Consider the following 20,210-nt stretch of genomic DNA (forward strand, 5'->3'; position numbering starts at 1 on the left):
AGTTACGTTCGGCGCACGGTCGGTGACCGGCGTAGGGGCGGGTTTCGCTCGATGGTGGTACGGCCGTGCGACGGGCGTGAGTTGTGTCTGCTAATGGGGTCCGGGGCGGACGCACCCTCTTCCGTCGACTAATCTGCACCCCATGGCCATGAACTTTCTCGCTCTCGACGTAGGGCCGCTCAAGCCCGAGCCCGCGCCGCTCGTCCTCGGCGCGGTGCTGTTCTTCATCACCTTCGCCCTGATGGCGAAGGTGCTGCTGCCCCGGATCAACAAGGTCCTCGTCGAGCGCGAGAAGGCCACCGAGGGCCGCTTCGACGAGGCGGAGGAGACGCGCGCCGAGGCGGCCCGCGTCCACGCCGAGTACCAGGAGCTGCTGGCGGAGGCCCGGCACGAGGCCGCGCGCCTGCGCCAGGAGGCGACCGAGCAGGGCACCGCGATCGTCGCCGAGCTGCGGGCCGAGGGCCAGCGCCAGCGCGAGGAGATCATCTCCGCGGGTCACGCGGTGATCGACGCCGAGCGCGCGGTCGCCGAGGCCGAGCTGCGCGAGCAGGTCGGCGTGCTGGCCACGGAGCTGGCGGGCCGCATCGTCGGTGAGGACGTCGCCCAGTCCGCTCGCGACAACGGCACGGTGGACCGCTTCATGGAGGAGCTGCGCACCGCGCAGGCCTCCGACGCCGCCCGCGAGGCGCGCGGCTGACGCAGGCCGCCGCCGCTGGGACATTCTCGGACGCCGAAGGCTCCGCTCCCCTTTCCGGGGTGCGGAGCCTTCGGCGTTCCGGCGTTCCTACGCCCCGATCGCCCTGATGCGCAGGGCGCGGCGCAGGTCGTCGAGCTCGTCGGTGAGCCTGCGGCGCAGGGCGGGGACGGGGTCCGCGGCGCTCAGGCACTCCTCGCCGAGGTCGAGGGTGCGCTGCTCGACGAGGGGGCGGGGGAAGCCGGCGGCGCCCGCGGCGGTGGCCAGGGCCGGGCCGCGGCGGGCGGCGAGGGCGACGGCCGCGGGGTAGTAGCGGTCCAGGTAGGGGCGGACGAGGGAGTGCTGCTCGGGCTGCCAGAAGCCCTGGGCGGTGGCGGTGAAGAGGTAGTTGGAGAGTTCGGGGCGGTGCCCCGGGTCGTACATGGCCTGCCAGGCGGCTTCCTTGGCGGCCGGGTCCGGCAGGGCGGCGCGGCAGCGGGCCGCGCCCTCCTGGCCGGTGGCGCTGGGGTCGCGGGCGAGCTCGGCGCCGACCTCCTCGGCGGTGGTGGCGCCGAGGACAGCGAGGCGGGCGAGGGCGCGCCAGCGCAGGGCGGGGTCGAGGGCGGGGCCGCCGGGGACGGTGCCGTCGCGGAGCCAGGCGTGGAGGGTGTCCGGGGCGGTGGTGCTGTCGATGAAGGTGCGGACGGCCGTCAGGCGCAGGCCCTGTGCGGCGGTGTCCTCGCCCCGGTCCCGGGTGCGGTCGAGGAGCTCCTGGGCGAGGGCGGTGAGGCCGGCCAGGGCCGCGGGGCGGTCGGCGGGGGTGACGTAGCGGTCGGCGACCTGCCCGCGGGCGAACGTGAGGACGGCTCCGGCGATGGCCACGTCGCTCTCGTGGGGCAGGTGGGTGCGGGCGGCGTTCAGGTAGGCGGCGGGGGCGAGTTCGCCGTCGCGGACCATGTCGCGGGCGGCGTTCCACAGGACGGCGCGGTTCAGCGGGTCGGGCAGGCCGTGCAGGGAGCGCAGGGCGGTGTCCCAGGACGCGGCGTCGAGGCGGACCTTGGCGTACGTGAGGTCGCCGTCGTTGAGGAGGAGCAGGTCGGGGCGGGCGCCGGGGAAGGACTTGGCGGGTCCCGTCTGCGGCACGTCCAGTTCGAAGCGGTCGCGGAGCGTGAGGCGCGCGGGGTCCGCCGGGTCCCGGTCGTACGCGCCGACGGCGATGCGGTGCGGGCGGGTGCCGTCCTGGCCGACGGTGAGCTGCCAGTGTCCGCCGGCCTCGCCGGTGACCGCGGTGAGGGTGTCGACGCCGCTGGTGCGCAGCCAGCGGTCCGCCCAGGCGTGGACGTCGCGGTCCGTGCGGCGGGCCAGGGAGTCGAGGAAGTCGGCGAGCGCGGCGTTGCCGAAGCGGTGGCGGGCGAAGTGGTCGTTGATGCCCGCCAGGAAGTCCTTCTCACCCAGCCACGCGACGAGCTGGCGCAGGGCGGAGGCGCCCTTGGCGTACGAGATGCCGTCGAAGTTCAGGAGCGCGGAGGCGGTGTCCGGGACGGCGGCGGGGTCGGGGGCGACGGGGTGGGTCGAGGGGCGCTGGTCGGCGTCGTAGCCCCAGCCCTTGCGGGCGCAGGCGAAGTCGGTCCAGGCGCCGCCGAAGCGGGTCGCTTCCGCGAGGACCTGGTAGCCCATGTACTCGGCGAACGACTCGTTCAGCCAGATGTCGTCCCACCAGCGGAGGGTGACGAGGTCGCCGAACCACATGTGGGCCATCTCGTGGGCGATCGTCACGCCGCGGGTCTCGCGCTCGGTGTCCGTGACGGCCGACCGGAAGACGTACTCGTCGCGGAAGGTGACCAGGCCCGGGTTCTCCATGGCGCCGGCGTTGAACTCGGGCACGAACGCCTGGTCGTAGGAGTCGAACGGGTACGGCTCGTCGAAGATCTCGTGGAAGCGGTCGAAGCAGCGGCGCGTGATGTCCAGGAGCTCGCCGGCGTCCGCGTCGAGGTGCGGGGCGAGGGAGCGGCGGCAGTGCAGGGCGAACGGCAGGCCGGCGTGCTCGGTGCGGACGGTGTGCCAGGGGCCGGCGGCGAACGCCACGAAGTACGTGCTGAGGGGCTGGGTCGTGGCGAACTCCCAGCGGCCGTCGCCTCCGGCCGGGTCGCGCGTGCGGGTCGCCACGGCGTTGCCGAGGACGGTCCAGTGCGGCGGGGCGGTGACGGTGGCGTCGAAGACGGCCTTCAGGTCGGGCTGGTCGAAGGACGCGAAGACGCGCTGGCTGTCCTCGAGGAAGGCCTGGGTGTAGACGTACGTCTCGCCGTCGGCGGGGTCGGTGAAGCGGTGCATGCCCTCGCCCGTACGGGAGTAGCGCATGTCCGCCTCTATGAGCAGCTCGTGCTCGCCGGCGGTGAGGGAGAGCGGCAGCCGGTTGCCGTCCAGCGCGGCCGGATCGAGGGGGCGGCCGTCGAGGACGGCGCGGCGCAGGGCGGCGGGCTTGACCTCGACGAAGGTGTCGCCGGCTTCGCGCGCGGTGAAGCGGATGCGGGTGGTGGAGGCGAAGAGCTCGTCGCCGCGGGTGAGGTCGAGGGCGACGGCGTAACGGTGCACGTCGAGGAGGCGGGCGCGGGTACGGGCTTCGGCGCGGGTGAGTACGGGCATGGCCACATCCTGCCGGGTCGCTGGGCGCTGTGCCGAGGCTGGATTCCGGGGTGCGTCCGCCGTTCGCCTCACCTCACCGATGAGGGGGCCTCGCCCCTTCTCCCCCGCCGGGACGCGCCATGGGCGCTGATCACCGCTGCGGCGGAAGGAGGGGACGCGGATCGCCCCCTCACCCCCGCCGCAGCGGCGCGCAACCACCGCGGCGGAAACCGGCGGTGCCCGGCCGGGGCGCAGGTCAGTCCGGCACCGCCGACACGCGCCATGGGGGCTGAGCACCGCTGCGGCGGGAGGAAGGGCAAGCCGGGGCACCGCGGGGCCGGTGAGCGCCGTTGTCGGGCTGCCGCGCTGGAAGCGTTACGCGCGGGCGATCGTTTCGTGGTGGCGGATTACCTCGGCGATGATGAAGTTCAGGAACTTCTCCGCGAACGCGGGGTCGAGCTTGGCGTTCTCGGCCAGTTCGCGGAGGCGGGCGATCTGGCGGGCCTCGCGCGCGGGGTCGGCGGGGGGCAGTTTGTGGGCGGCCTTGAGGTGGCCGACCTGCTGGGTGGCCTTGAAGCGCTCGGCGAGCATGTGGATCACCGCCGCGTCGATGTTGTCGATGCTGTCGCGCAGCCGGCCCAGCTCGGCCCGTACGGACTCGTCCATGGAACTGTTGCTCATGGTCACCGAGCCTATGCGGACGGACGGGGTGCGATCACCGGCGGGTGGTCCGGATCGGGGATCCGCGCGCTCCACCCGCCGGGCACCGCGCGCCCCTGCCGGGCGCGGAAGCGGACGGGCGCGGTGCCGACCCGGCGGGTGAAGAGGCGGCTGAAGTAGGCGGGGTCGGCGTAGCCGACGCGGCGGGCGACGGCGGCGACGGGCAGTTCGGTGGCGGCGAGGAGCTCCTTGGCGCGGCCGAGGCGGATGTTCAGGAGGTAGTCCTTGGGGCTGCACCCGGCCCCGCGGCGCACCGCGGCGCGCAGTTCGGCGGGGGTCATGCCGTGCCGGGCGGCGTGCTGGGCGACGGTCAGGGGGAGGAAGGCGTCCCGGGCGAGGGCCTGGAGCACGGGTTCGCCGCCGGGCGTGGTGTCGGCACGGGCGCGGCGCAGGGCGACGAGGAGTTCGTGGACGGCCGCGGACGTCTCGATCTCCAGGAGCGGGTTGCCGCGGCGCGCCGCGCGGGCGATGCGGTGGACGGCGGTGCGTGCGGCCGTGGTGTCGGTGAGGGGCACGAGGGGCCGGTGGGGTTCGATGCAGCCGAGTTCCGTGTAGGCGGCGACGGCGGGGCCGGTGAAGTCGACGAAGCTCTCGTCCCAGCCGGTGCCGTCGGCGGCGCCGTAGTGGTGGGGGACGCCGGGGGCCAGCCAGAGCAGCGCGGGGGCCGTGACCGTACGGTGGTGGCCGTCGGGGGTGCACAGCCACCCGCTGCCGGCGTGGATGACGACGGCGACGTGGTGGTCGAGGGTGCGGGGCCCGACGGCCGGCAGCGCGCCGTGCTGGAGGCCGACGCCGAGGCACACGAGGCCGAGGCGGTGGTGGACGGGGCCGGGGGTGAAGTAGCGCATCCATGTCTGGTACATGGGTCCCGGCCTCCCGCGGTGTCGGCGCAGTGGGCCGATCTTCGCGCATGGGGGTGTGCTTCACCAGAGTGCTTCACGAGAGTCCGGGAGCCTCACCCGTCTCGTACACCGTGAAGCCGTCCAGGACGAACTCCGCCGTCCCGCTGTCGCCGGTCTTGCGCAGCCCGACCCACGCCTCGCCCGCCTCCGGCGCCGTGAACTCGTACGTGTGCGTGGCCGGGGCATGGGCGGCGGGCAGGGGCGTGCGGTGCAGTTCGCGGCCCTCGGGCGCGTCCACGCCGGTGATCCACGCGTACTGCCCGTCGGCCTCGTTCTCGTAGCGGAACGCGATCCGGTAGCGCCGCCCGGGCCGGAAGCGCACGGTGTGGGGCACGGTGCGGTAGACGAGCCCGGTGTTCTCGCCGCGGGACTTCAGGGACTGCGTGCCGTCGATGACGTCGTCTATCGCCTTGCCGTTCCAGCCCCGCTGCGTGTACGGGGCGTGCCGCTGGGCGATGTGCGTGCGCGGGTCGGTGGCGCCGCCGGCGTCGCCCTTGACGAAGGGGCCCCAGCCTTGGGGGACGTTCTCGAAGTCCTCGTGGAGGAGGGCGCCGGGCCGCGTGGCCGGGCGGCCGGTGGCGACGACCCGCAAGGCGTCGAACCGTACCCGCGCGCTGCCCGCGGCGACGGTGAGCGTGAGGGTGACGGGCCCGCCGCCCGCCGGGACGGTGAAGCGGGTGAACATCCGCTGGAAGCGGGTGCCGTGCTTGCGGTCGGCGGCGACGTGGTTGCCGGCGGTGGAGGTGTCCGTCCAGGTGGCGGCGGTGACGCCGTCGGCGGTGCGGACGTGCAGGCCGGCCCGGCGCCGCTCCCCCGCGGTGGCGCCGACCTCGGCCTGCACGGACGCGGCGTACGTGCCGGGTTTCAGCCGGGCGAGCCGCTGGCTCACCGCGGCCGCCGCTCCGGCGCGGACGACGAGCTCGTAGTCGCCCAGCGGGCTGCGCTCGACGGCTGCGGGGCCGGTGACCCGCCAGCCGTCGAGGCTGCCGGAGTGGAAGCCGGGGTCGTACAGCGGTGTGCCCTCGCCCCACGCGGGCCGCGGGGAGCGGCCGTGGCCGCGGGTGAGGACGTACGGCTGCCCGGCCTCGGCCTCGATGGTGACTTCGCCGCCGCGGACCGGCAGCTCGGCGGGGTCGGCGCGGCCCTGGTCGGTGAGCCGGTGGCGGACGACCGTCTTCCGGCCGGCCCAGCCGCGCGGCAGGCGCCAGCAGGTGGTGCCGCCCGCGGGGTTGTAGTGGTAGAGCTTGGCCGGGTCGAGGGCCTCGCGCGGCTCCCAGGGCAGCAGGTAGAGCCCGCCCTTGTAGACCACGCGCCCGTCCGTGGTGATGGTGCGGGTGCCGTCGGCGTCGCTGACGGCGGTGCGCGCCGGGCCCTCGAAGGTGATCTCGTGCTCGCCCCAGGTGCGGATCGGGTGGGCCTGGAGGTATTTGGCGGGGAGGTTCTCGGTCCACAGCAGGCGGTGGAAGGGCGCCCAGTCGGTCTTGCCCTGCCAGCCCTCGAAGGTGCCGAGCTTGGCCGTGCCGAGGAGGGGCCACTTGTCGGCGAAGACGTCCTTGTGGTGGTGATGGAGGAAGCGGATGAGGCGGGAGTTGATGCCGCGCGAGGTGTCGGGCCCGTAGTCGGTCTCGTTGGCCCAGTGCGCCCAGAGGCTGGAGCGTTCCAGGCCGTGGCCCCATTCGGTGGCGATCTGCCAGCCCTGGTCGCGCAGGGCGCGCTGCAGCCGGTCGGAGTTCCAGCCGGATTCGCGGAAGACGTCGATGTAGAGGGTGGTCAGGGCGGGGTCGGTCTCGGCGCGCAGTTGCCGGAAGCGGCGGACGACGTCGCCGGAGAGGAGGTCGCGCCGGGGGTCGATCCGGTACGACTGGTCGAGCCAGTCCCACTGCCGGTCGTCGCGGTTGACGAGGGTCTCGGAGAAGGCGTGGGCGACGGGGTAGGACTCGGTGGTGTTGACGTGCACGGCGAAGTCGCTGTTCCACTTCTTTCCGGCGCGCAGGAGCGTGTTGAGGTCGGTGAGGCCGCCGGCGCGGGCGTTGTAGTTGCCGCCGTAGTCGGGGTGGGCGGAGTCGTGGCCCTCGGACTGGTAGCCCTTGAGGAGGGTGAACTGGCGCAGCCCGTCCGTGGCGAGGGCGATGCGCTTGACGTTGTCGAGGGTGGCGAGGAAGGGGTTCGTGGCCTGGCTCGCGAAGTTGAACGGGATGTGGGGGACGACGCGCAGGTGCTGTTCGGCGGCGCCGAGCGGCGCGGTCATGACGTCGCGCAGGGCGATGGCCGCGTCCTGCCAGTCGGCGCGGCCGTCGCCGTTGCGGTCGCGGGTGACGATGACGGTGGCGCGGGGCAGGGGCTCGGTATCGGCGGTGGCCGCGCCGGCGGCCCGGTGGGTCCACTGGCCACAGGTGATCCGGGCCTCGGTCCCGTAGGGCCGGGTGCGGGTCTGCCGCCGGAGGCGGCCGTTCTCCCAGGCGGTGGCGGCGTCCGGCCGGTCCTGGACGGTGTTGGTGTCGACGGCGGCGGCGAGCCGGCCGGTGCTGACGACGGCGTAGGCGCAGCCGATGGGCGCCTCGTCGGCGAGTGTGTCCGGGCCGGGGCGGACGAGGGTGTCGCCGCTCTTGGCCTTGTCGAGCTGGATGCGGGCGGCGAGGAGCTCGGCGCCGGGCTGGGTGCTGCGGACGCTGAGCAGGGCGAGGCCGGGGATGCGCAGGGTGCCGATGCGCAGGGCGGGGGTGTCCGTGATGCGGGTGACCCGCCAGTCGAGACGCGTGCCGGCGACGCGGATCTCGACGTCGACGCGCGTGCCGCCGGCGAGGGCGAGGACGTACACGGCGCGGTCGCCGCGGACGGTGGAGGTGACGTGGGGGGTGTGTTCCTTCTCGTCCACGAGCAGGGAGGTGACCGGGTCCTCCTGGCCGTGGACGACGTCGCCGGTGGTGCGGTCGGTGTAGGAGATCACGTAGGGGAAGGCGGTGCTGACGCGGACGTCGAGGGCGGCGGACCGCAGGACGGCTTCGGCGGCCGGGGCCGCGGCGGAGGCCGTCCCGGTGAGCCCGGGGAGGCCGGTGAGTGCGGCGAGCCCGGCGGCGGCGCCCGTGGTGACCACGGTGCGACGGGTGGGGGTGCGCGGGGCGTCGGCGTCCACTCTGTCCTCCTCCTCGGTACCGAGGGACCAGTACCGAGGGACCGGTACCGATGGCCACGGGCACACAGTGGAGGGTGGGGGGCGTGACGCCCATGGACAAAAGCGGTACGGGTGTTGGACTCCTGTCCGCGACGGGGCAGGATCGATTCGTGATCGCGAAACTGATGTATCCCGTCGTCGACTGCCCCGACCCGGCCGCGCTGGCCGGCTTCTACGCCCGGATCCTCGACTGGGAGGTGGACGCCTCCGACCCGTCCTGGGTGTGGCTGACCTCGCCCGCGGGCGAGCGGATCGCCTTCCAGGAGGCGAAGGACCACCGGCCGCCGCGCTGGCCGGACCCGGCCTTCCCGCAGCAGTTCCACCTGGACTTCGAGGTGGAGACGCGGGAGGACGTGGAGCGGGCCCGGGGTGAGGTGGCCGCGCTGGGGGCGGAGTTCCTGCACGACAGCGGCGGCAAGGAGAAGGGGTTCCTGGTGTTCAACGACCCCGCGGGGCACCCCTTCTGCCTCTGCTACGGGCAGTCGTCGTAGGCCACCGGCACGAGGCCTGCCCCGGCGCCGGTCAGGTGTCGCACTCCAGCACCGACCGGCACAGCCCGCACCGCACCCGTACGCTCCCCCGCACCGGCACCCGGATCCGCTGGTGGCACGTGGGGCACGGGAAGCTCACCCGCAGCGGGTCGTGCCCCTCGAAGGCGTAGCCCCAGCCGGACGGCGCGCTGCGCCCGGCGTTCCGCACGGCGCGGCGGTCGCGGGCGTAGCGGTGGCGGCCGAGCCGGCCGGCCGCGGCGAGCGGGGGCCGGCGGCCGTCGCGCCGCGCCTCCGCGAGGCCCTTGGTGTACGCCTCGTACGCCTGGGGGCTGGTGAACCACGGGGAGGGGTCCTCGCCGAAGGCCTGCGCCCGCTTGGCGAGGACGTAGCCGAACTCCTCCGGGGTGAGGTAGCCGAGCTTCTGCGTAGAGACGGCCGACTCGCGGTAGGCGTCGAGGAGCAGCCAGCCGGAGCCGAGGTAGGCGGCGGCGGTGTCGGTGAGGATCTCGTTGTCCCGGGTGCCGGGGAAGGCGAGGCCCAGCCGGTGCAGGTAGACGTGCATGACCTCGTGGGAGAGGGCGGCGCCGATGTCCTTGCGGTGGGCCTTGAAGCGGGAGTTGAGCTCGATGAAGTACTCCGGGCCGGCCGCGAGCTCGACGCTTCCCGCATGCCGCATGTCGCGGAAGCTGACGATCATCCGGGCGTCCGGCAGGCGCAGGTGGCGCACCATCGCGCCGGCCACGCGCTGCACGCCGAGGTAGGGGTTCTCGTCGTCGTCGAAGGCCACCTCGGCCGGGGGCACGCTGAGCTCGAAGGTGTGCACCGTGTCGTAGGAGAGGCGCTTGTACAGCGCGGTGATCGCGGCGCGCACGGTCGCGATGTGCGGGAAGCCGTGCACGATCTCGACGCCGTGTCCCGTCCCGGTCCCGGTGCCCACGCGTGACCACCCCCTGGGGTCCCCTCACTCCACTGTACGGGGGCGGTGCGGTGCGGCGGCAGGGCGCGGCACCGGCGGTACGGCTTACGGCGGTCGGCGGTACGGCGCGCGGCGCCGGCGGGACGACTGGCCGAAACGGAGTGCTTGTCGCACGTTCGTTCGCTGCTCATAATCGCACCGCGCAGCGAAGGCTCGATTCCGGTAATCGGACGGCCGGGATTGTCATGAGCCTGACATTCGCGCGCAACCTCCCACGAAAGGAAGACCGTTGCGTTCCTTCCTCTTCCTCGGCACGCTCAGGAGAACCCTCGCCGTCGGCGCCGCGGCCCTCGCCGCGCTCACCTTCACCGCCGGGTCCGCCCTCGCCGACGGCCCGCGCGACGCGCGCCCGCACGAGGGCGTCGTCGGCGGCACCCCCGCCCAGCAGGGCGAGTTCCCGTGGATGGTGCGGCTGTCCATGGGCTGCGGCGGCGCGCTCTACACCCAGCAGATCGTCCTCACCGCCGCGCACTGCGTCGGCGGCAGCGGCGCCAACACCTCCATCACGGCCACCGCCGGAGTCGCCGACCTCAACTCCTCGCAGGCCGTCAAGGTCAAGTCCACCCAGGTCCTCCAGGCGCCCGGCTACAACGGCTCCGGCAAGGACTGGGCGCTGATCAAGCTCGCCAAGCCGGTCGACCTGCCGACGCTCAAGGTCGCCGGCACCACCGCGTACAACAACGGCACGTTCACGATCGCCGGCTGGGGCGCGGACCGCGAGGGCGGCAGCCAGCAGCGGTACCTGCTGAAGGCCACCGTGCCCTTCGTCGACGACACCGCCTGCCAGCAGGCCTACGGCAACCTCATACCCGGCGAGGAGATCTGCGCCGGATACCTCGACCAGGGCGGCGTCGACACGTGCCAGGGCGACTCCGGCGGCCCGATGTTCCGCAAGGACGGGGCGGGCGCGTGGATCCAGGTCGGCATCGTCAGCTGGGGGCAGGGCTGCGCGCGGCCGCACTACCCCGGCGTCTACACCGAGGTGAGCACATTCGCGGCGGACATCAAGAGCGCGGCGGCGAGCCTGGGCGGATAGCCCCGCGGGGCTTTGCGGTCCCGTACGGTGCGGGGTCCTCGGTGATTCCGCCGGCCCCTCGCCGCCTCGGCGGAGCGCCGTTGCGGCGGCGGGGGTTCCGCGGCGCCCCGGGGGCGCCCCGCCTCCCCCGCCGTTGCGCCGTTCGGAGGGCCCTCGACGCCCGGACGGCGCAATCGCGTGTCCTCCTCCGGAGCCCGCGCACGCGACTCCGGTATGACGTGGGAGGGCCCTCGTCATCCTTTCGGCCGAGGTGAGAATGGTCGGACAGTCGAGGTGTGGGCGCCGTAAAGGCCCGTAACGTGAAGTCGTGGTCCGCCGACCGGCGGCCGCAGACCGAGCCGACCGTTACGGAAGAGGGACCCCGTGTCCGCCAAGCACCGCATCGCCGCCGCCACCGTCCTCGCCGCCGCCGTCGGCGCGGTCGCCTGGCCGACGGCCGGTGCGCTCGCCGCGGACGCCCGCTCCTCCGGCGGCAGGGACAGCGGCTCGGGGCGCCCCGTGGTCGTCCGGCAGGTCCAGCTGCCCGACGGCAGCCGCGCCCAGCTGGCCTCCGGCGAGCGCGGCACGTCGGTGACGGTGACCAAGCACGGCAAGCAGCAGCACACCATCGACGCGTCCCGCCCCGCGGCCGACATCGACCGGCTCCACCTGCGCATCCTCGGCGGGGACACCGCGAAGCCCACGCTGCGCGCCTCCCTCGACGGGGCCCAGCTGACCAATTACTACGACTTCGCCTCCGGCACCCTGCGGCACACCCCCGACGGCGCCGAGGCCACCGCGGTCCCCCACAAGGGCGTCAAGGACATCAAGGGCACCGGGCACGCCCCCGGCACCACCACCGGTTCCGGCCATGTCGTCACCGTGCGCAACAGCGACGAGCCGCAGGCCCCGCACCGCCCGCGCACGCTCCACGCCGCCTCCAGCAACCCCGTCAAGCGGGTCGTCGAAGCGGGCGAGGTCATCAAGGGCCGGCACGACATCGGCGCCCCTGCCCTCGCGGGCGGCGTCGGCCTGCTCGCCCTCGGCGGCGGCGCCTACGGCGTGCGCCGCCTCGCCGCCCGCCGGGCCGTCCGCGGCACCGGGGAGTAACCCCGTACGGCGGGCACCGCCGCACGGTCAGCACAGCGCAAGGGACCGCAAGGAACGAGTATGGCGATCACCGTGGTCATCGCGGACGACCAGGAGATGGTCCGCACCGGCTTCCGCATGATCCTGGAGAGCCAGCCCGACATCGAGGTCGTCGCCGACGTCGTGGACGGCGAGGCCGCCCTGGCCGCCGTCGAGGAGCACGAGCCCGACGTGCTGCTCCTCGACATCCGGATGCCCAAGCTCGACGGCCTGGAGGTCACCCGCCGCCTGTCGGAGCGCACGGCCTCCCGGCCGGGGCTCGGCGGGCGCCCGCGCATCGTCATCGTCACCACCTTCGACCTCGACGAATACGTGCACACCGCGCTCCGCAACGGCGCCTCCGGCTTCCTCCTGAAGGACGCGAGCCCCGCCATGCTGGTCGAGGCCGTGCACGCGGCCGCCGTCGGCGACTCCCTCATCTCCCCCGCCATCACCGTCCGCCTCCTGCGCGACATGGCCCCCGGCGGCCCCGCGGGCCCGGCGCGGGCCCCCTCCGAGCCGCTGACCGACCGCGAGGCCGACGTCGTGCGCTGCCTGGCCCGCGGCGCGACCAACGCCGAGATCGCCGCCGAGCTCTTCGTGTCGCTGTCCACGGTCAAGACCCACCTGGCCAACGTGCAGACGAAGCTGGACGCCCGCAACCGCGTCGAGATCGCCGCCTGGGCCTGGGAGAGCGGGCTGGCCGCGGGCGGCACGTGACCAGGTGGGCCGGCTGGGCCCTCCGCCACCCCCGGCGGGCGGCCTTCGCGAAGGCCGCGCTCGGGGCCGTCCTGCTCTGCCTCGTGGGCCTGGAGGGCATCGCGCTCACCCGGCAGCCGAGCGAGCCGCACGCCATCGTCCTCGCCTCGGGCGTCCTCGTCTGCCTGTGTGCCGTGCCCTACGGGTGGATCCCGCTGACCGTACGGGCGTCCGTCGCGGCCGCGGTCTCCCTCGTCTCCTCCGCCGCCCTGATGATCGGGCCGCACCCCCGCATCGTGTGGGGCATGGGCGAGGACGTCGCCCTGCTCGTCCTCTTCACCCTCGTCGTCAGCAAGTCCTCGAACCGCGTCGCGGGGATCCTCGGCCCGCTGCTCGCCGTCGCCGTCGTGGCCGCGCCCATGCGCGACCTCAACCCCGAGTGGTTCACGGCCCTGTTCTCGATGCTGCTGGTCGTCGTGGGCACGTACTCGCTGCTCCTGCGCAGCCACGCCGGCCAGCGCGTACGGGATCTGACCGCCGTCCGCACCGCGGAGCGCCTCGAACTCGCCCGCGAGCTCCACGACCTCGTCGCCCACCACATCACCGGCATCGCCGTGCAGGCCCAGGCCGCCCGCTTCACCGCGGTGGAGGGGCCCGCGGCGGCCGGTGCGTTCGAGCGCATCGAGACGTCCGCGGGGGAGGCGCTCGGCGCGATGCGCCGCCTGGTGAGCGTGCTGCGGGAGGGAGAGGCGGAGACGGAGCCGGTCGCCGGGCTGCCCGAGGTGCGTGCGCTCACCGAGGCCTTCGCGCGCACGGGGCCGCCCGTCGTCCTCTACATCGAGCAGGGGCTGGAGGGCTGGATCCCCGCCGAGGTCGCCGCGGGCGTGCACCGCGTCGTCCGCGAGGCCCTCACCAACATCCGCAAGCACGCCGCGGACGCCACGGCCGTACGGATCGGCATCCGCGGGGTGCCCGCGGGCGTCGAGCTGCGCATCGCCGACGACGGCAAGAACGCGGCCGCGCTCCCGGAGAAGGCCCGGGGCGGCGGCTTCGGCCTGGTGGGCCTGAGCGAGCGCGCGAAGGCGATGGGCGGCCTGCTACGGGCGGGGCCCGCGCCGGAGGGCGGCTGGGAGGTCACGGCGCTCTTCCCGGTGGACCGGAGGCGGTGAAAGGGGCCCGCCCCTCACTTCCAGTGCTGTCGCAGCACCTTCTCCGCCGGCTTGCCGTGGGGCGTGTACGCGAGGCGGCGCGGGGTTTCGCCGGCGTCGGGCCAGTCGTCCCACATCCACCAGCAGACCCCCGCCCACCAGGGCTTTCCGTCGAGTGCGGTGAGCAGCGCCTCGTAGGCGGCGGCCTGTTCGTCCTCGCCGCCGCTCTTGCTGACGGTCCAGGAGTAGGGGGCGGTGGTGGTGCCGCGCTGGCTGACGTAGCCGGCCTCGGTGAAGAGGATCTTGCGGTGCCGGCGGGCGGAGAAGGCGGCGAGCTCGGCGGTGATGGGCTTCCAGGCGTCGCGGAGCCGGTCCGTGTCGGTCGTGGGACGCTCGGCGAGGGGCCAGTAGGCGTCGATGCCGATGACGTCGAGGTCGTCCCAGAAGGCGACGGTGCGGTATTCGTCGTAGTTGGCGGCGTAGGTCAGGGGGCCGCGGTAGCGGTCGCGGACGGCGCGGACGACCTTGCTCCAGCGGGAGCCGTCGCGGGAGGTGCCGGCCAGTTCGGTGCCGACGGCGAGCTGCTCCGTCTTCGTGTCGGCGGCGAGCGTCGCGTAGTGGGTGATGAAGCGCTCGTACGCGGTGAACCAGGCGTCGGGGTCACCGGGCCGGATGCTCGCCCGGTCGCCGCCCTTCACGAGGTCGACGTGCGGCTTGAGCATGACCTTGAGGCCGGTCTTGTGGGCGACGCCGATGACGTGCCGCAGGGCGTCGTCGCCGGCGGTCTCGCCGGTGGTGTGCATGCCCGCGTCGCCGGTGCCGTCCTGGTACCAGGTGGGGGTGAAGGTCACCCAGCGGGCGCCGGTGGCGGCGATCTGCCGCAGGTACGGGGCGGCGTCGGGGCCGGAGTAGTCGCCGGTGTTCCAGGAGGGGAGGGTGATGCCGCGCATACCGGTCGCCTTCCCGTCGTCGGGGCGGGCGCTCGGGCCGGGCGGCGTCTCCTCGCCGGAGTCCCCGTCGGGGCCGCCCGAGGAGCAGCCCGTGAGGCACCCGGCGAGGAGGAGGGCGGCCGCGAGCAGCGCACCGGCCGCCCTCCTCCCGGCGCTCACTGGTTCAGGTCCGTGGGGCCGACGAAGGTGTAGCCGAGGGCCTTGATGCCCTCGATCGTCTGCTGCAACGGCGCCAGCGGGTAGTAGGGGTGGTAGAAGAAGCTGGCCACACCGTCGCGGACGGCCAGGTTGGCCTTGGCGGAGGCGATGAGGTCGGCGGGCAGCCGCGGCGGGTGGTTGTTGTACGGCTCGGGCTCGTAGTTGCCGATGTTCTCGGGCAGGACGGTCGTCCCGTAGACGTCCTTGACGGCGTACGGGAAGAACTGGCCGATGTAGCGGCTGTTGTCCGGTGTGCCACCGGTGAGCGTGCCGGCGAAGTACAACGAGCGCTCCAGGCGTGCGGAGTAGTTCTGGCCGAGGACACGGTAGTCGGTGGCGGAGGCCGCGTAGTGCGGAGTGGTCCACAAGGCCGGTTTGGGCAGTCCGGCGGCGGTGAATCCGGCCAGGGCCTGGGTGACGCGGCTCTGGGCCCAGACGGTGGAGTCCTCGGCGGGCGGCCCGTCGAGGACGACGTTGTCCGCCGTGTCGACGTGGGCGCGGAAGAACTCGAAGTCGTCGCCGGTGACGCCGTTGTACGGGTTGTTGGCCGTGCCGTACTGGTGGGTGTAGCCGTGGTTCATCAGGACGGCGCCGCCCGCGATCATGTTCTTGAGCTCGGTGACGAGGGCCGGGGCCTGGGCCAGGGTGATCGTCTCGGGGACGCCGTTGTTGTAGGTGCCCTTGGGGTCGGTGTAGACGGGGATGACGTTGATCCCGTACGGGATCTTCTGCGCCTTGAGGTAGTTCGCGATGGTCCGCAGCTGGGCCGGGTCGGACTTGGGGCTGATGTCCTCCAGGCGGACGAAGGCCCGGTGGCGCTCGGCGGTCGAGGGCGCGAGGGCGTCGAAGAGGAGGTCCTCGAAGACGATGACGCGGTCGCTCTCGGAGACGTACGCGAAGGGGATCTCACCGAGATAGGTGAGGTTGGAGGAGCGGATCGCCCAGGGGCTGACGGCGCCGGTCGTGCCGTCCTTGGCGTCGGCGAGGCGGGTGACGGCCGGGATGCCCGGGCCGGTGACGAGGGCGGGGTGGAGCACTCCCCCGTCCTGGCCGGCGGGGATCTGCCGGGTCAGCTGCTGGCCCTTGTACGTGACCTGGTTGATGTTGCCGACGGAACCGCCGCTCTCGTAGAACGAGTTGGTGGGGTCCCAGCCGTACTTCTGCTTGAACTGGGCGATGCCGACCGCGCCGGCCATGTTCCAGATGTTGTCGCCGATCCAGGTGACGGGCCGGCTGGTGGCCATGGCGTCCTGGTAGAAGGCGGCGGGAACGGCGTCGGGGACGGTGCCCCCGTAGTAGGTCGAGCCGAGGTAGACCGTGGCGGTGTACTGGTTGACCATGCCGGCGGTGTAGGCCGAGACGGGCTTGGCGGTGACGGTGCCGAAGTGGCCGGCGAGGTTGGCGGTCGCCATGGCGTAGAGCTCGCCCAGTTGCCCGTAGGGGCCGGTGTTGTCGTAGAGGACGAGGGCCGAGGTGCCGGCCGGCGCGGCGAGCGCGGCCGCGGCGACGGCGGTCTTCACGCCCGCGCCGGGCGCCGGGGTGACCGTGAGGGCGCCCTTGCGGCGGAGCCGGTCGTTGGCGACCCGTTCCTTGGCCGCGGCGGTGAGTTGTTTCCTGCTCTCCGGAGAGAGTGCGAGCGGGTTCACGGCGTCGGTGCTGCGGGGTTTGGTCCCGGATATCGCGGCACCGGCGGACCAGGAAAACAGGACACCGCCCAGCAGGGCGGCGAGGAGCATGGCGATGGCGGAGATCCGGACTTTCCTGGATCTCCCTCGCTTGTTTTGCATGGAATTCCCCCTGGTAATGCTGCGGTCGCCACCCCCGTTGCCTCAGGGGCCCGACAGTCGCCAGATTCTTCTGGCCAGGAAGGATGCATGTCAATAGACAACTTCGGTCCTGAGCGGGCAGTTCCGTACACGGCTATTGGTGCAGACCAGAAATCACACCCGTCACATCCGGCCATGATCAGGCATAACGACCGGTAGGTTCTTCGAATTTGAGATTCCGCTCCAACAATAGCCACCAAGTCCGACAGTAATACTGGTCTGATCTGATACCTTCCCTGCGCATGCCTTGCCTCGTCATCGAGAGGCGCAATTCGGGGGGAACTCATGTACGGAAAACCCGCTCTGGGCTCCGTCCTGCCCATGGCCGGGCTGACGGTCGCGCCCCAAGTGCTACCGGGCATTCCTTTTGCCAAAGGACTGCAAGAAGCCGCCGGGGCCGGATTCCTGCTCTACTGCACGAGCGCGTTCGTCATCATCGCCGTGAAACTCTGGTTCGCGGCCCGCGGCACGCTCGGCGGCACCGCTCCGGAAGGCGGCGCGCCCGCCGGAACCACCGGCAGCCGGCCTTGACCGGCGAGGTCCTGCTGGGATCCGCCATCGCCATCATCGTGATGGCGGGCTGCTACAACACCACGTTGTTCCTGCTCTCCCGGCGCCGGATGCGCCGCGTCCGGGGCCCCCGGCAACAACGCCTGTACGTCTTTCTGCTCGCCTGCCTGAACGAGGAAAAGGTCCTCGCGGAGAGCCTCGCCCGGATCACTGCCCTGCCCGCCGGTAATTTCCTGGCCCTGGTGATCGACGACGCCTCCGACGACGGCACCGCCGACATCGCCCGCGCCGCCGACCCCGAGCGCGTCCGCCTCCTGCAGCGCACCCTGCCGAACGCGCGCCGCGGCAAGGGCGCCGCCCTCAACGCCGGAATCCGCCACCTGCGCGAGTCGGGCCTCATGGACGGCTACGACCCGCACGACGTCATCATCTGCGTCGTCGACGCCGACGGCCGGCTCGACGAACACGTGGTCCAGTCCGTCGACCCCTTCTTCGACAATCCGCGCGTCGGTGCCACCCAGATCGGCGTGCGCATGTACAACCGCCACCTGGGCCTGCTGGCCCGGCTCCAGGACATGGAATTCGTCATCTACGGCGATATCTTCCAGTGCGCCCGGCGCTATATCGGCAGCGTCGGAATGGGCGGCAACGGACAGTTCATGCGGCTCGCCGCGCTCGACTCCCTCGCCGTCCCGGGTCAGGAGGGCGGGCCCTGGAGCGACTCCCTCACCGAAGACCTCGACCTCGGGGTCCGGCTCATCGCCCGTGGCTGGACCAACCAGCACTGCACCGCGGCCGCGGTCTCGCAGCAGGCCGTGCTCGACGTCCGCCGCCTGGTCCGCCAGCGCTCGCGCTGGTTCCAGGGGCACTTGCAGTCGGCGGGGCTGGTGCCGCTGATCCTGCGCTCCGTCCCCACCCGTGCCGCCGTCGACCTGCTCTACCACCTCTCCAGCCCGGTCCTCATCCTGCTCACCTCGCTGCTGCCGCTGTCCTTCCTGGTCGCGGTCGCCGGCACCGTCATCGGCTCCGTGCAGGCCGGGCGCCCGCTGATCACCCCGATGTGGATCATCGGCCCGTACGTGCTGTCCTTCACCGCCGCCTACGCGTACGGCTTCGTCTACCGCAGACGCGAACGCGGCCTCGGGCTCGTGCGCTCGATCCTGCTCTCCCACGTCTTCATCTTCTACGGCTACATCTGGTTCGCGGCCGGCTGGTGGGGGCTGTGGCGGATGCTCACCGGCAAGCAGACGTGGCTGAAGACCGCGCGCACCTGAACCGAACCCCCACGCCCGACAGGCCCTTCCCAGGGAGAACCATGTCCGCTGACCTCATCACCGCGCCCGTACGCGCCATGCTCGTGCTGGGCACCCGACCCGAGGCCATCAAACTGGCGCCCGTGGCCCGTGCCATGGCGCTCTCCCCGCTCTTCGAACCGCTCGTCGTCACCACCGGCCAGCACCGCGAGATGCTCCACCAGATGCTGGACCTCCTGCGCGTCCCGGTCCACGCCCGGCTCGACGTCATGCGCGACCGGCAGCAGCTGTCCACGCTCACGGCCCGCCTCGTGGACGGCCTCGGCGAGGTCGTCCGGGCCGAGCGCCCCGACCTCGTCATCGTCCAGGGCGACACCACCACCGCCCTGACGGGCGCCCTCGCCGCGTTCTACGAGCGCATCCCCATCGCCCACGTCGAGGCGGGGCTGCGCACCGGCGTCCTCGACAACCCCTTCCCCGAGGAGCTCAACCGCCGCCTGATAGGCCGGATGGCGCGCTGGCACTTCGCGCCCACGCAGCGGGCCGCGGACCACCTGACGGCCGAAGGCGTTCCCGGGGCCGAGGTGTTCACCACCGGCAACACCGTCATCGACAACCTCCTGTGGGTGCTGGAAGAGGGCACCGGCCGCAGCCTCTTCCGCACCGGCCTGCGGCGCGTCCTCGTCACGCTGCACCGCCGCGAGAACCAGGGCGCCGTGATGCGCTCCATGGGCAACGCCCTGCGGCGGCTCGCCGACCGGGGCGACGTGGAGATGGTGCTGCCGCTCCACAAGAGCCCCGCCGTCCGCGACGCCCTCCTGCCCGAGCTGACCGGCCACCCGCACATCGCGATCGCCGAACCGCTCGGCTACCTCGACTTCTCCGCCACCCTCGCCGCCTGCGACCTGGTCCTCACCGACTCCGGCGGCATCCAGGAGGAGGCCCCCACCCTCGGCAAGCCGGCCCTCGTCCTGCGCACCACCACCGAGCGCCCCGAGGCCGTCGAGGCCGGCGCCGCCCGGCTCGTGGGCACCGACCCCGAGGCCATCCTGGAGGCCACCGTCCACCTTTTGGATGATCCTGCCGCCTACGCGCGGATGGCCACGGCCGGCAATCCCTTCGGGGACGGCCACGCCACCGACCGCATCATCGCCCAGCTCGCGGAGGATTTCGGCGCCGATGCGGATGACGGCGGCCCCGCCGGGCTGATCACCACCCGCACCGAGGGGCCGGGGTCATACTCGACGGCATGACGAGAGTTCAGCGGCTGCTCGGTCTCACGCTGCTCGCCGCCCTCGCGGTGGCGGGCGCCGCCCTCGCGGTGAGCAGCCTCTGGCCCGGTGACGGCGGGCCGGGCCGGCCGTGGGCCGAGGGATCGGTCCACGGCCCGTGGCGGTCGGTCTTCGACGGCCACGGCGAGAACATCGGCCGCCACGACGGCCTCTTCCTCTCCCCCAAGCCCTCCCGGGTGCCGGACGAGACCCACGCCGGGCTGATCGTCTCCACGGCCCGCTTCGAGGACGTGGACTTCGAGGCGCGCATGCGCACGGTCGCCCAGCTGCGCACGCCCGAGCCCAACCCGTGGGAGGTGCCGTGGCTGCTGTGGGCGTACACCGACCCCGAGCACTTCTACTACATCACCCTCAAGCCGAACGGCTGGGAGCTCGGCAAGCGCGACCCCGCCTACGGGGGCGGGCAGCGCTTCCTGGCGACCGGCCAGGGGCGGTTCCCCATCGGCGCGTGGTCGTCGGTGCGGGTGGCGCAGCGCGGGGCGCGCATGGAGGTGAGCGTCGGCGGGCAGGGGCTGGTCGCCTACGAGGACCGGGAGCGTCCTTACCGGGAGGGCAGCGTGGGGGTGTACACCGAGGACGCGAAGGTGGAGTTCCGCGACCTGATAGTGCACCAGGCCGGGTGAGGGGTCCGGCAG

General features: G+C 73.0%; 17 protein-coding genes. 10 read left to right on the forward strand and 7 right to left on the reverse strand.

Annotated elements, in window-relative coordinates:
• Positions 1-142 precede the first annotated feature (142 nt).
• Positions 143-697 (forward strand): F0F1 ATP synthase subunit B, encoded by a 555-nt coding sequence (gene atpF, locus PS271_RS05815; RefSeq protein WP_120754170.1) that lies wholly within the window; start codon positions 143-145, stop codon positions 695-697.
• Positions 698-784: 87 nt separating this feature from the next.
• Here the strand turns inward: atpF and pepN are convergent, their stop codons facing one another.
• The 4 genes from pepN to PS271_RS05835 form a co-directional block, all read right to left on the reverse strand.
• Positions 785-3,316, reverse strand: a complete 2,532-nt coding sequence (gene pepN / locus PS271_RS05820; RefSeq protein ID WP_398380667.1) for an aminopeptidase N — start codon at positions 3,314-3,316, stop codon at positions 785-787.
• 354 nt (positions 3,317-3,670) lie between these two features.
• A complete protein-coding gene (locus tag PS271_RS05825; RefSeq protein WP_030364772.1) occupies positions 3,671-3,976 on the reverse strand; it encodes a chorismate mutase in 306 nt (101 codons plus the stop codon).
• 11 nt (positions 3,977-3,987) lie between these two features.
• The gene (locus PS271_RS05830) at positions 3,988-4,878 is read right to left on the reverse strand and encodes a helix-turn-helix domain-containing protein (RefSeq protein ID WP_398380669.1); all 891 of its coding nucleotides are present in this window, start codon (positions 4,876-4,878) and stop codon (positions 3,988-3,990) included.
• A gap of 73 nt (positions 4,879-4,951) precedes the next feature.
• Positions 4,952-8,050 (reverse strand): endo-alpha-N-acetylgalactosaminidase family protein, encoded by a 3,099-nt coding sequence (locus PS271_RS05835; protein ID WP_398380671.1) that lies wholly within the window; start codon positions 8,048-8,050, stop codon positions 4,952-4,954.
• A gap of 149 nt (positions 8,051-8,199) precedes the next feature.
• Here PS271_RS05835 and PS271_RS05840 point away from each other — a divergent pair, with 149 nt between their 5' ends.
• On the forward strand, positions 8,200-8,580 hold the full coding sequence (locus PS271_RS05840) for a VOC family protein (RefSeq protein ID WP_398380673.1): 381 nt from the start codon (positions 8,200-8,202) through the stop codon (positions 8,578-8,580).
• 31 nt (positions 8,581-8,611) lie between these two features.
• Here PS271_RS05840 and PS271_RS05845 read toward each other — a convergent pair whose 3' ends face one another.
• Entirely contained in the window at positions 8,612-9,517 is a 906-nt protein-coding gene (locus PS271_RS05845; RefSeq protein WP_398380675.1) for a hypothetical protein, read from the reverse strand.
• Positions 9,518-9,785: 268 nt separating this feature from the next.
• Here PS271_RS05845 and PS271_RS05850 point away from each other — a divergent pair, with 268 nt between their 5' ends.
• The 4 genes from PS271_RS05850 (at position 9,786) to PS271_RS05865 (ending at position 13,567) form a co-directional block, all read left to right on the forward strand.
• Positions 9,786-10,592, forward strand: a complete 807-nt coding sequence (locus tag PS271_RS05850; RefSeq protein ID WP_398380677.1) for a S1 family peptidase — start codon at positions 9,786-9,788, stop codon at positions 10,590-10,592.
• A gap of 363 nt (positions 10,593-10,955) precedes the next feature.
• Positions 10,956-11,681, forward strand: coding sequence for a hypothetical protein (locus PS271_RS05855; protein WP_398380679.1), 726 nt, complete (start codon positions 10,956-10,958; stop codon positions 11,679-11,681).
• A 60-nt stretch (positions 11,682-11,741) separates the two neighbouring features.
• Positions 11,742-12,419, forward strand: a complete 678-nt coding sequence (locus PS271_RS05860; RefSeq protein WP_398380681.1) for a response regulator — start codon at positions 11,742-11,744, stop codon at positions 12,417-12,419.
• Complete coding sequence (locus tag PS271_RS05865; RefSeq protein ID WP_398380682.1) at positions 12,416-13,567, forward strand: sensor histidine kinase; 1,152 nt, start codon at positions 12,416-12,418, stop codon at positions 13,565-13,567. The genes PS271_RS05860 and PS271_RS05865 overlap by 4 nt, the downstream gene beginning before the upstream one ends.
• Positions 13,568-13,581: 14 nt before the next feature.
• On the opposite strand, the gene PS271_RS05870 is transcribed toward PS271_RS05865, so the two are convergent.
• Positions 13,582-14,655, reverse strand: a complete 1,074-nt coding sequence (locus tag PS271_RS05870) for a glycoside hydrolase family 113 (protein ID WP_398380683.1) — start codon at positions 14,653-14,655, stop codon at positions 13,582-13,584.
• Positions 14,652-16,481 carry a DUF2334 domain-containing protein gene (locus PS271_RS05875; RefSeq protein ID WP_398380685.1) on the reverse strand — a complete coding sequence of 610 codons (1,830 nt, stop codon included), beginning with the start codon at positions 16,479-16,481 and terminating at the stop codon, positions 14,652-14,654. The genes PS271_RS05870 and PS271_RS05875 overlap by 4 nt, the downstream gene beginning before the upstream one ends.
• Before the next feature lie 360 nt (positions 16,482-16,841).
• On the opposite strand from PS271_RS05875, the gene PS271_RS05880 reads away from it, so the two are divergent.
• The 4 genes from PS271_RS05880 to PS271_RS05895 are packed head-to-tail and all read left to right on the forward strand — an operon-like array spanning position 16,842 to position 20,198.
• Entirely contained in the window at positions 16,842-17,051 is a 210-nt protein-coding gene (locus tag PS271_RS05880) for a hypothetical protein (RefSeq protein ID WP_398380687.1), read from the forward strand.
• The gene (locus tag PS271_RS05885; RefSeq protein ID WP_398380688.1) at positions 17,048-18,304 is read left to right on the forward strand and encodes a glycosyltransferase family 2 protein; all 1,257 of its coding nucleotides are present in this window, start codon (positions 17,048-17,050) and stop codon (positions 18,302-18,304) included. The genes PS271_RS05880 and PS271_RS05885 overlap by 4 nt, the downstream gene beginning before the upstream one ends.
• A gap of 41 nt (positions 18,305-18,345) precedes the next feature.
• Entirely contained in the window at positions 18,346-19,536 is a 1,191-nt protein-coding gene (wecB, locus tag PS271_RS05890; RefSeq protein ID WP_398380690.1) for a non-hydrolyzing UDP-N-acetylglucosamine 2-epimerase, read from the forward strand.
• Positions 19,533-20,198, forward strand: a complete 666-nt coding sequence (locus PS271_RS05895; RefSeq protein WP_398380693.1) for a 3-keto-alpha-glucoside-1,2-lyase-like domain-containing protein — start codon at positions 19,533-19,535, stop codon at positions 20,196-20,198. The genes wecB and PS271_RS05895 overlap by 4 nt, the downstream gene beginning before the upstream one ends.
• The last annotated feature ends 12 nt before the right edge of the window (positions 20,199-20,210 follow it).

This window comes from Streptomyces sp. SCA2-17, assembly GCF_044336695.1.

What these genes read in the sequence shown, in the direction of transcription:
- atpF (WP_120754170.1), top strand. Translation starts at nt 143, where the DNA reads ATGGCCATGAACTTTCTCGCTCTCGACGTAGGGCCGCTCAAGCCCGAG.
- pepN (WP_398380667.1), bottom strand. Translation starts at nt 3,316, where the DNA reads ATGCCCGTACTCACCCGCGCCGAAGCCCGTACCCGCGCCCGCCTCCTC.
- PS271_RS05825 (WP_030364772.1), bottom strand. Translation starts at nt 3,976, where the DNA reads ATGAGCAACAGTTCCATGGACGAGTCCGTACGGGCCGAGCTGGGCCGG.
- PS271_RS05830 (WP_398380669.1), bottom strand. Translation starts at nt 4,878, where the DNA reads ATGTACCAGACATGGATGCGCTACTTCACCCCCGGCCCCGTCCACCAC.
- PS271_RS05860 (WP_398380681.1), top strand. Translation starts at nt 11,742, where the DNA reads ATGGCGATCACCGTGGTCATCGCGGACGACCAGGAGATGGTCCGCACC.
- PS271_RS05875 (WP_398380685.1), bottom strand. Translation starts at nt 16,481, where the DNA reads ATGCAAAACAAGCGAGGGAGATCCAGGAAAGTCCGGATCTCCGCCATC.
- PS271_RS05880 (WP_398380687.1), top strand. Translation starts at nt 16,842, where the DNA reads ATGGCCGGGCTGACGGTCGCGCCCCAAGTGCTACCGGGCATTCCTTTT.
- wecB (WP_398380690.1), top strand. Translation starts at nt 18,346, where the DNA reads ATGTCCGCTGACCTCATCACCGCGCCCGTACGCGCCATGCTCGTGCTG.
- PS271_RS05895 (WP_398380693.1), top strand. Translation starts at nt 19,533, where the DNA reads ATGACGAGAGTTCAGCGGCTGCTCGGTCTCACGCTGCTCGCCGCCCTC.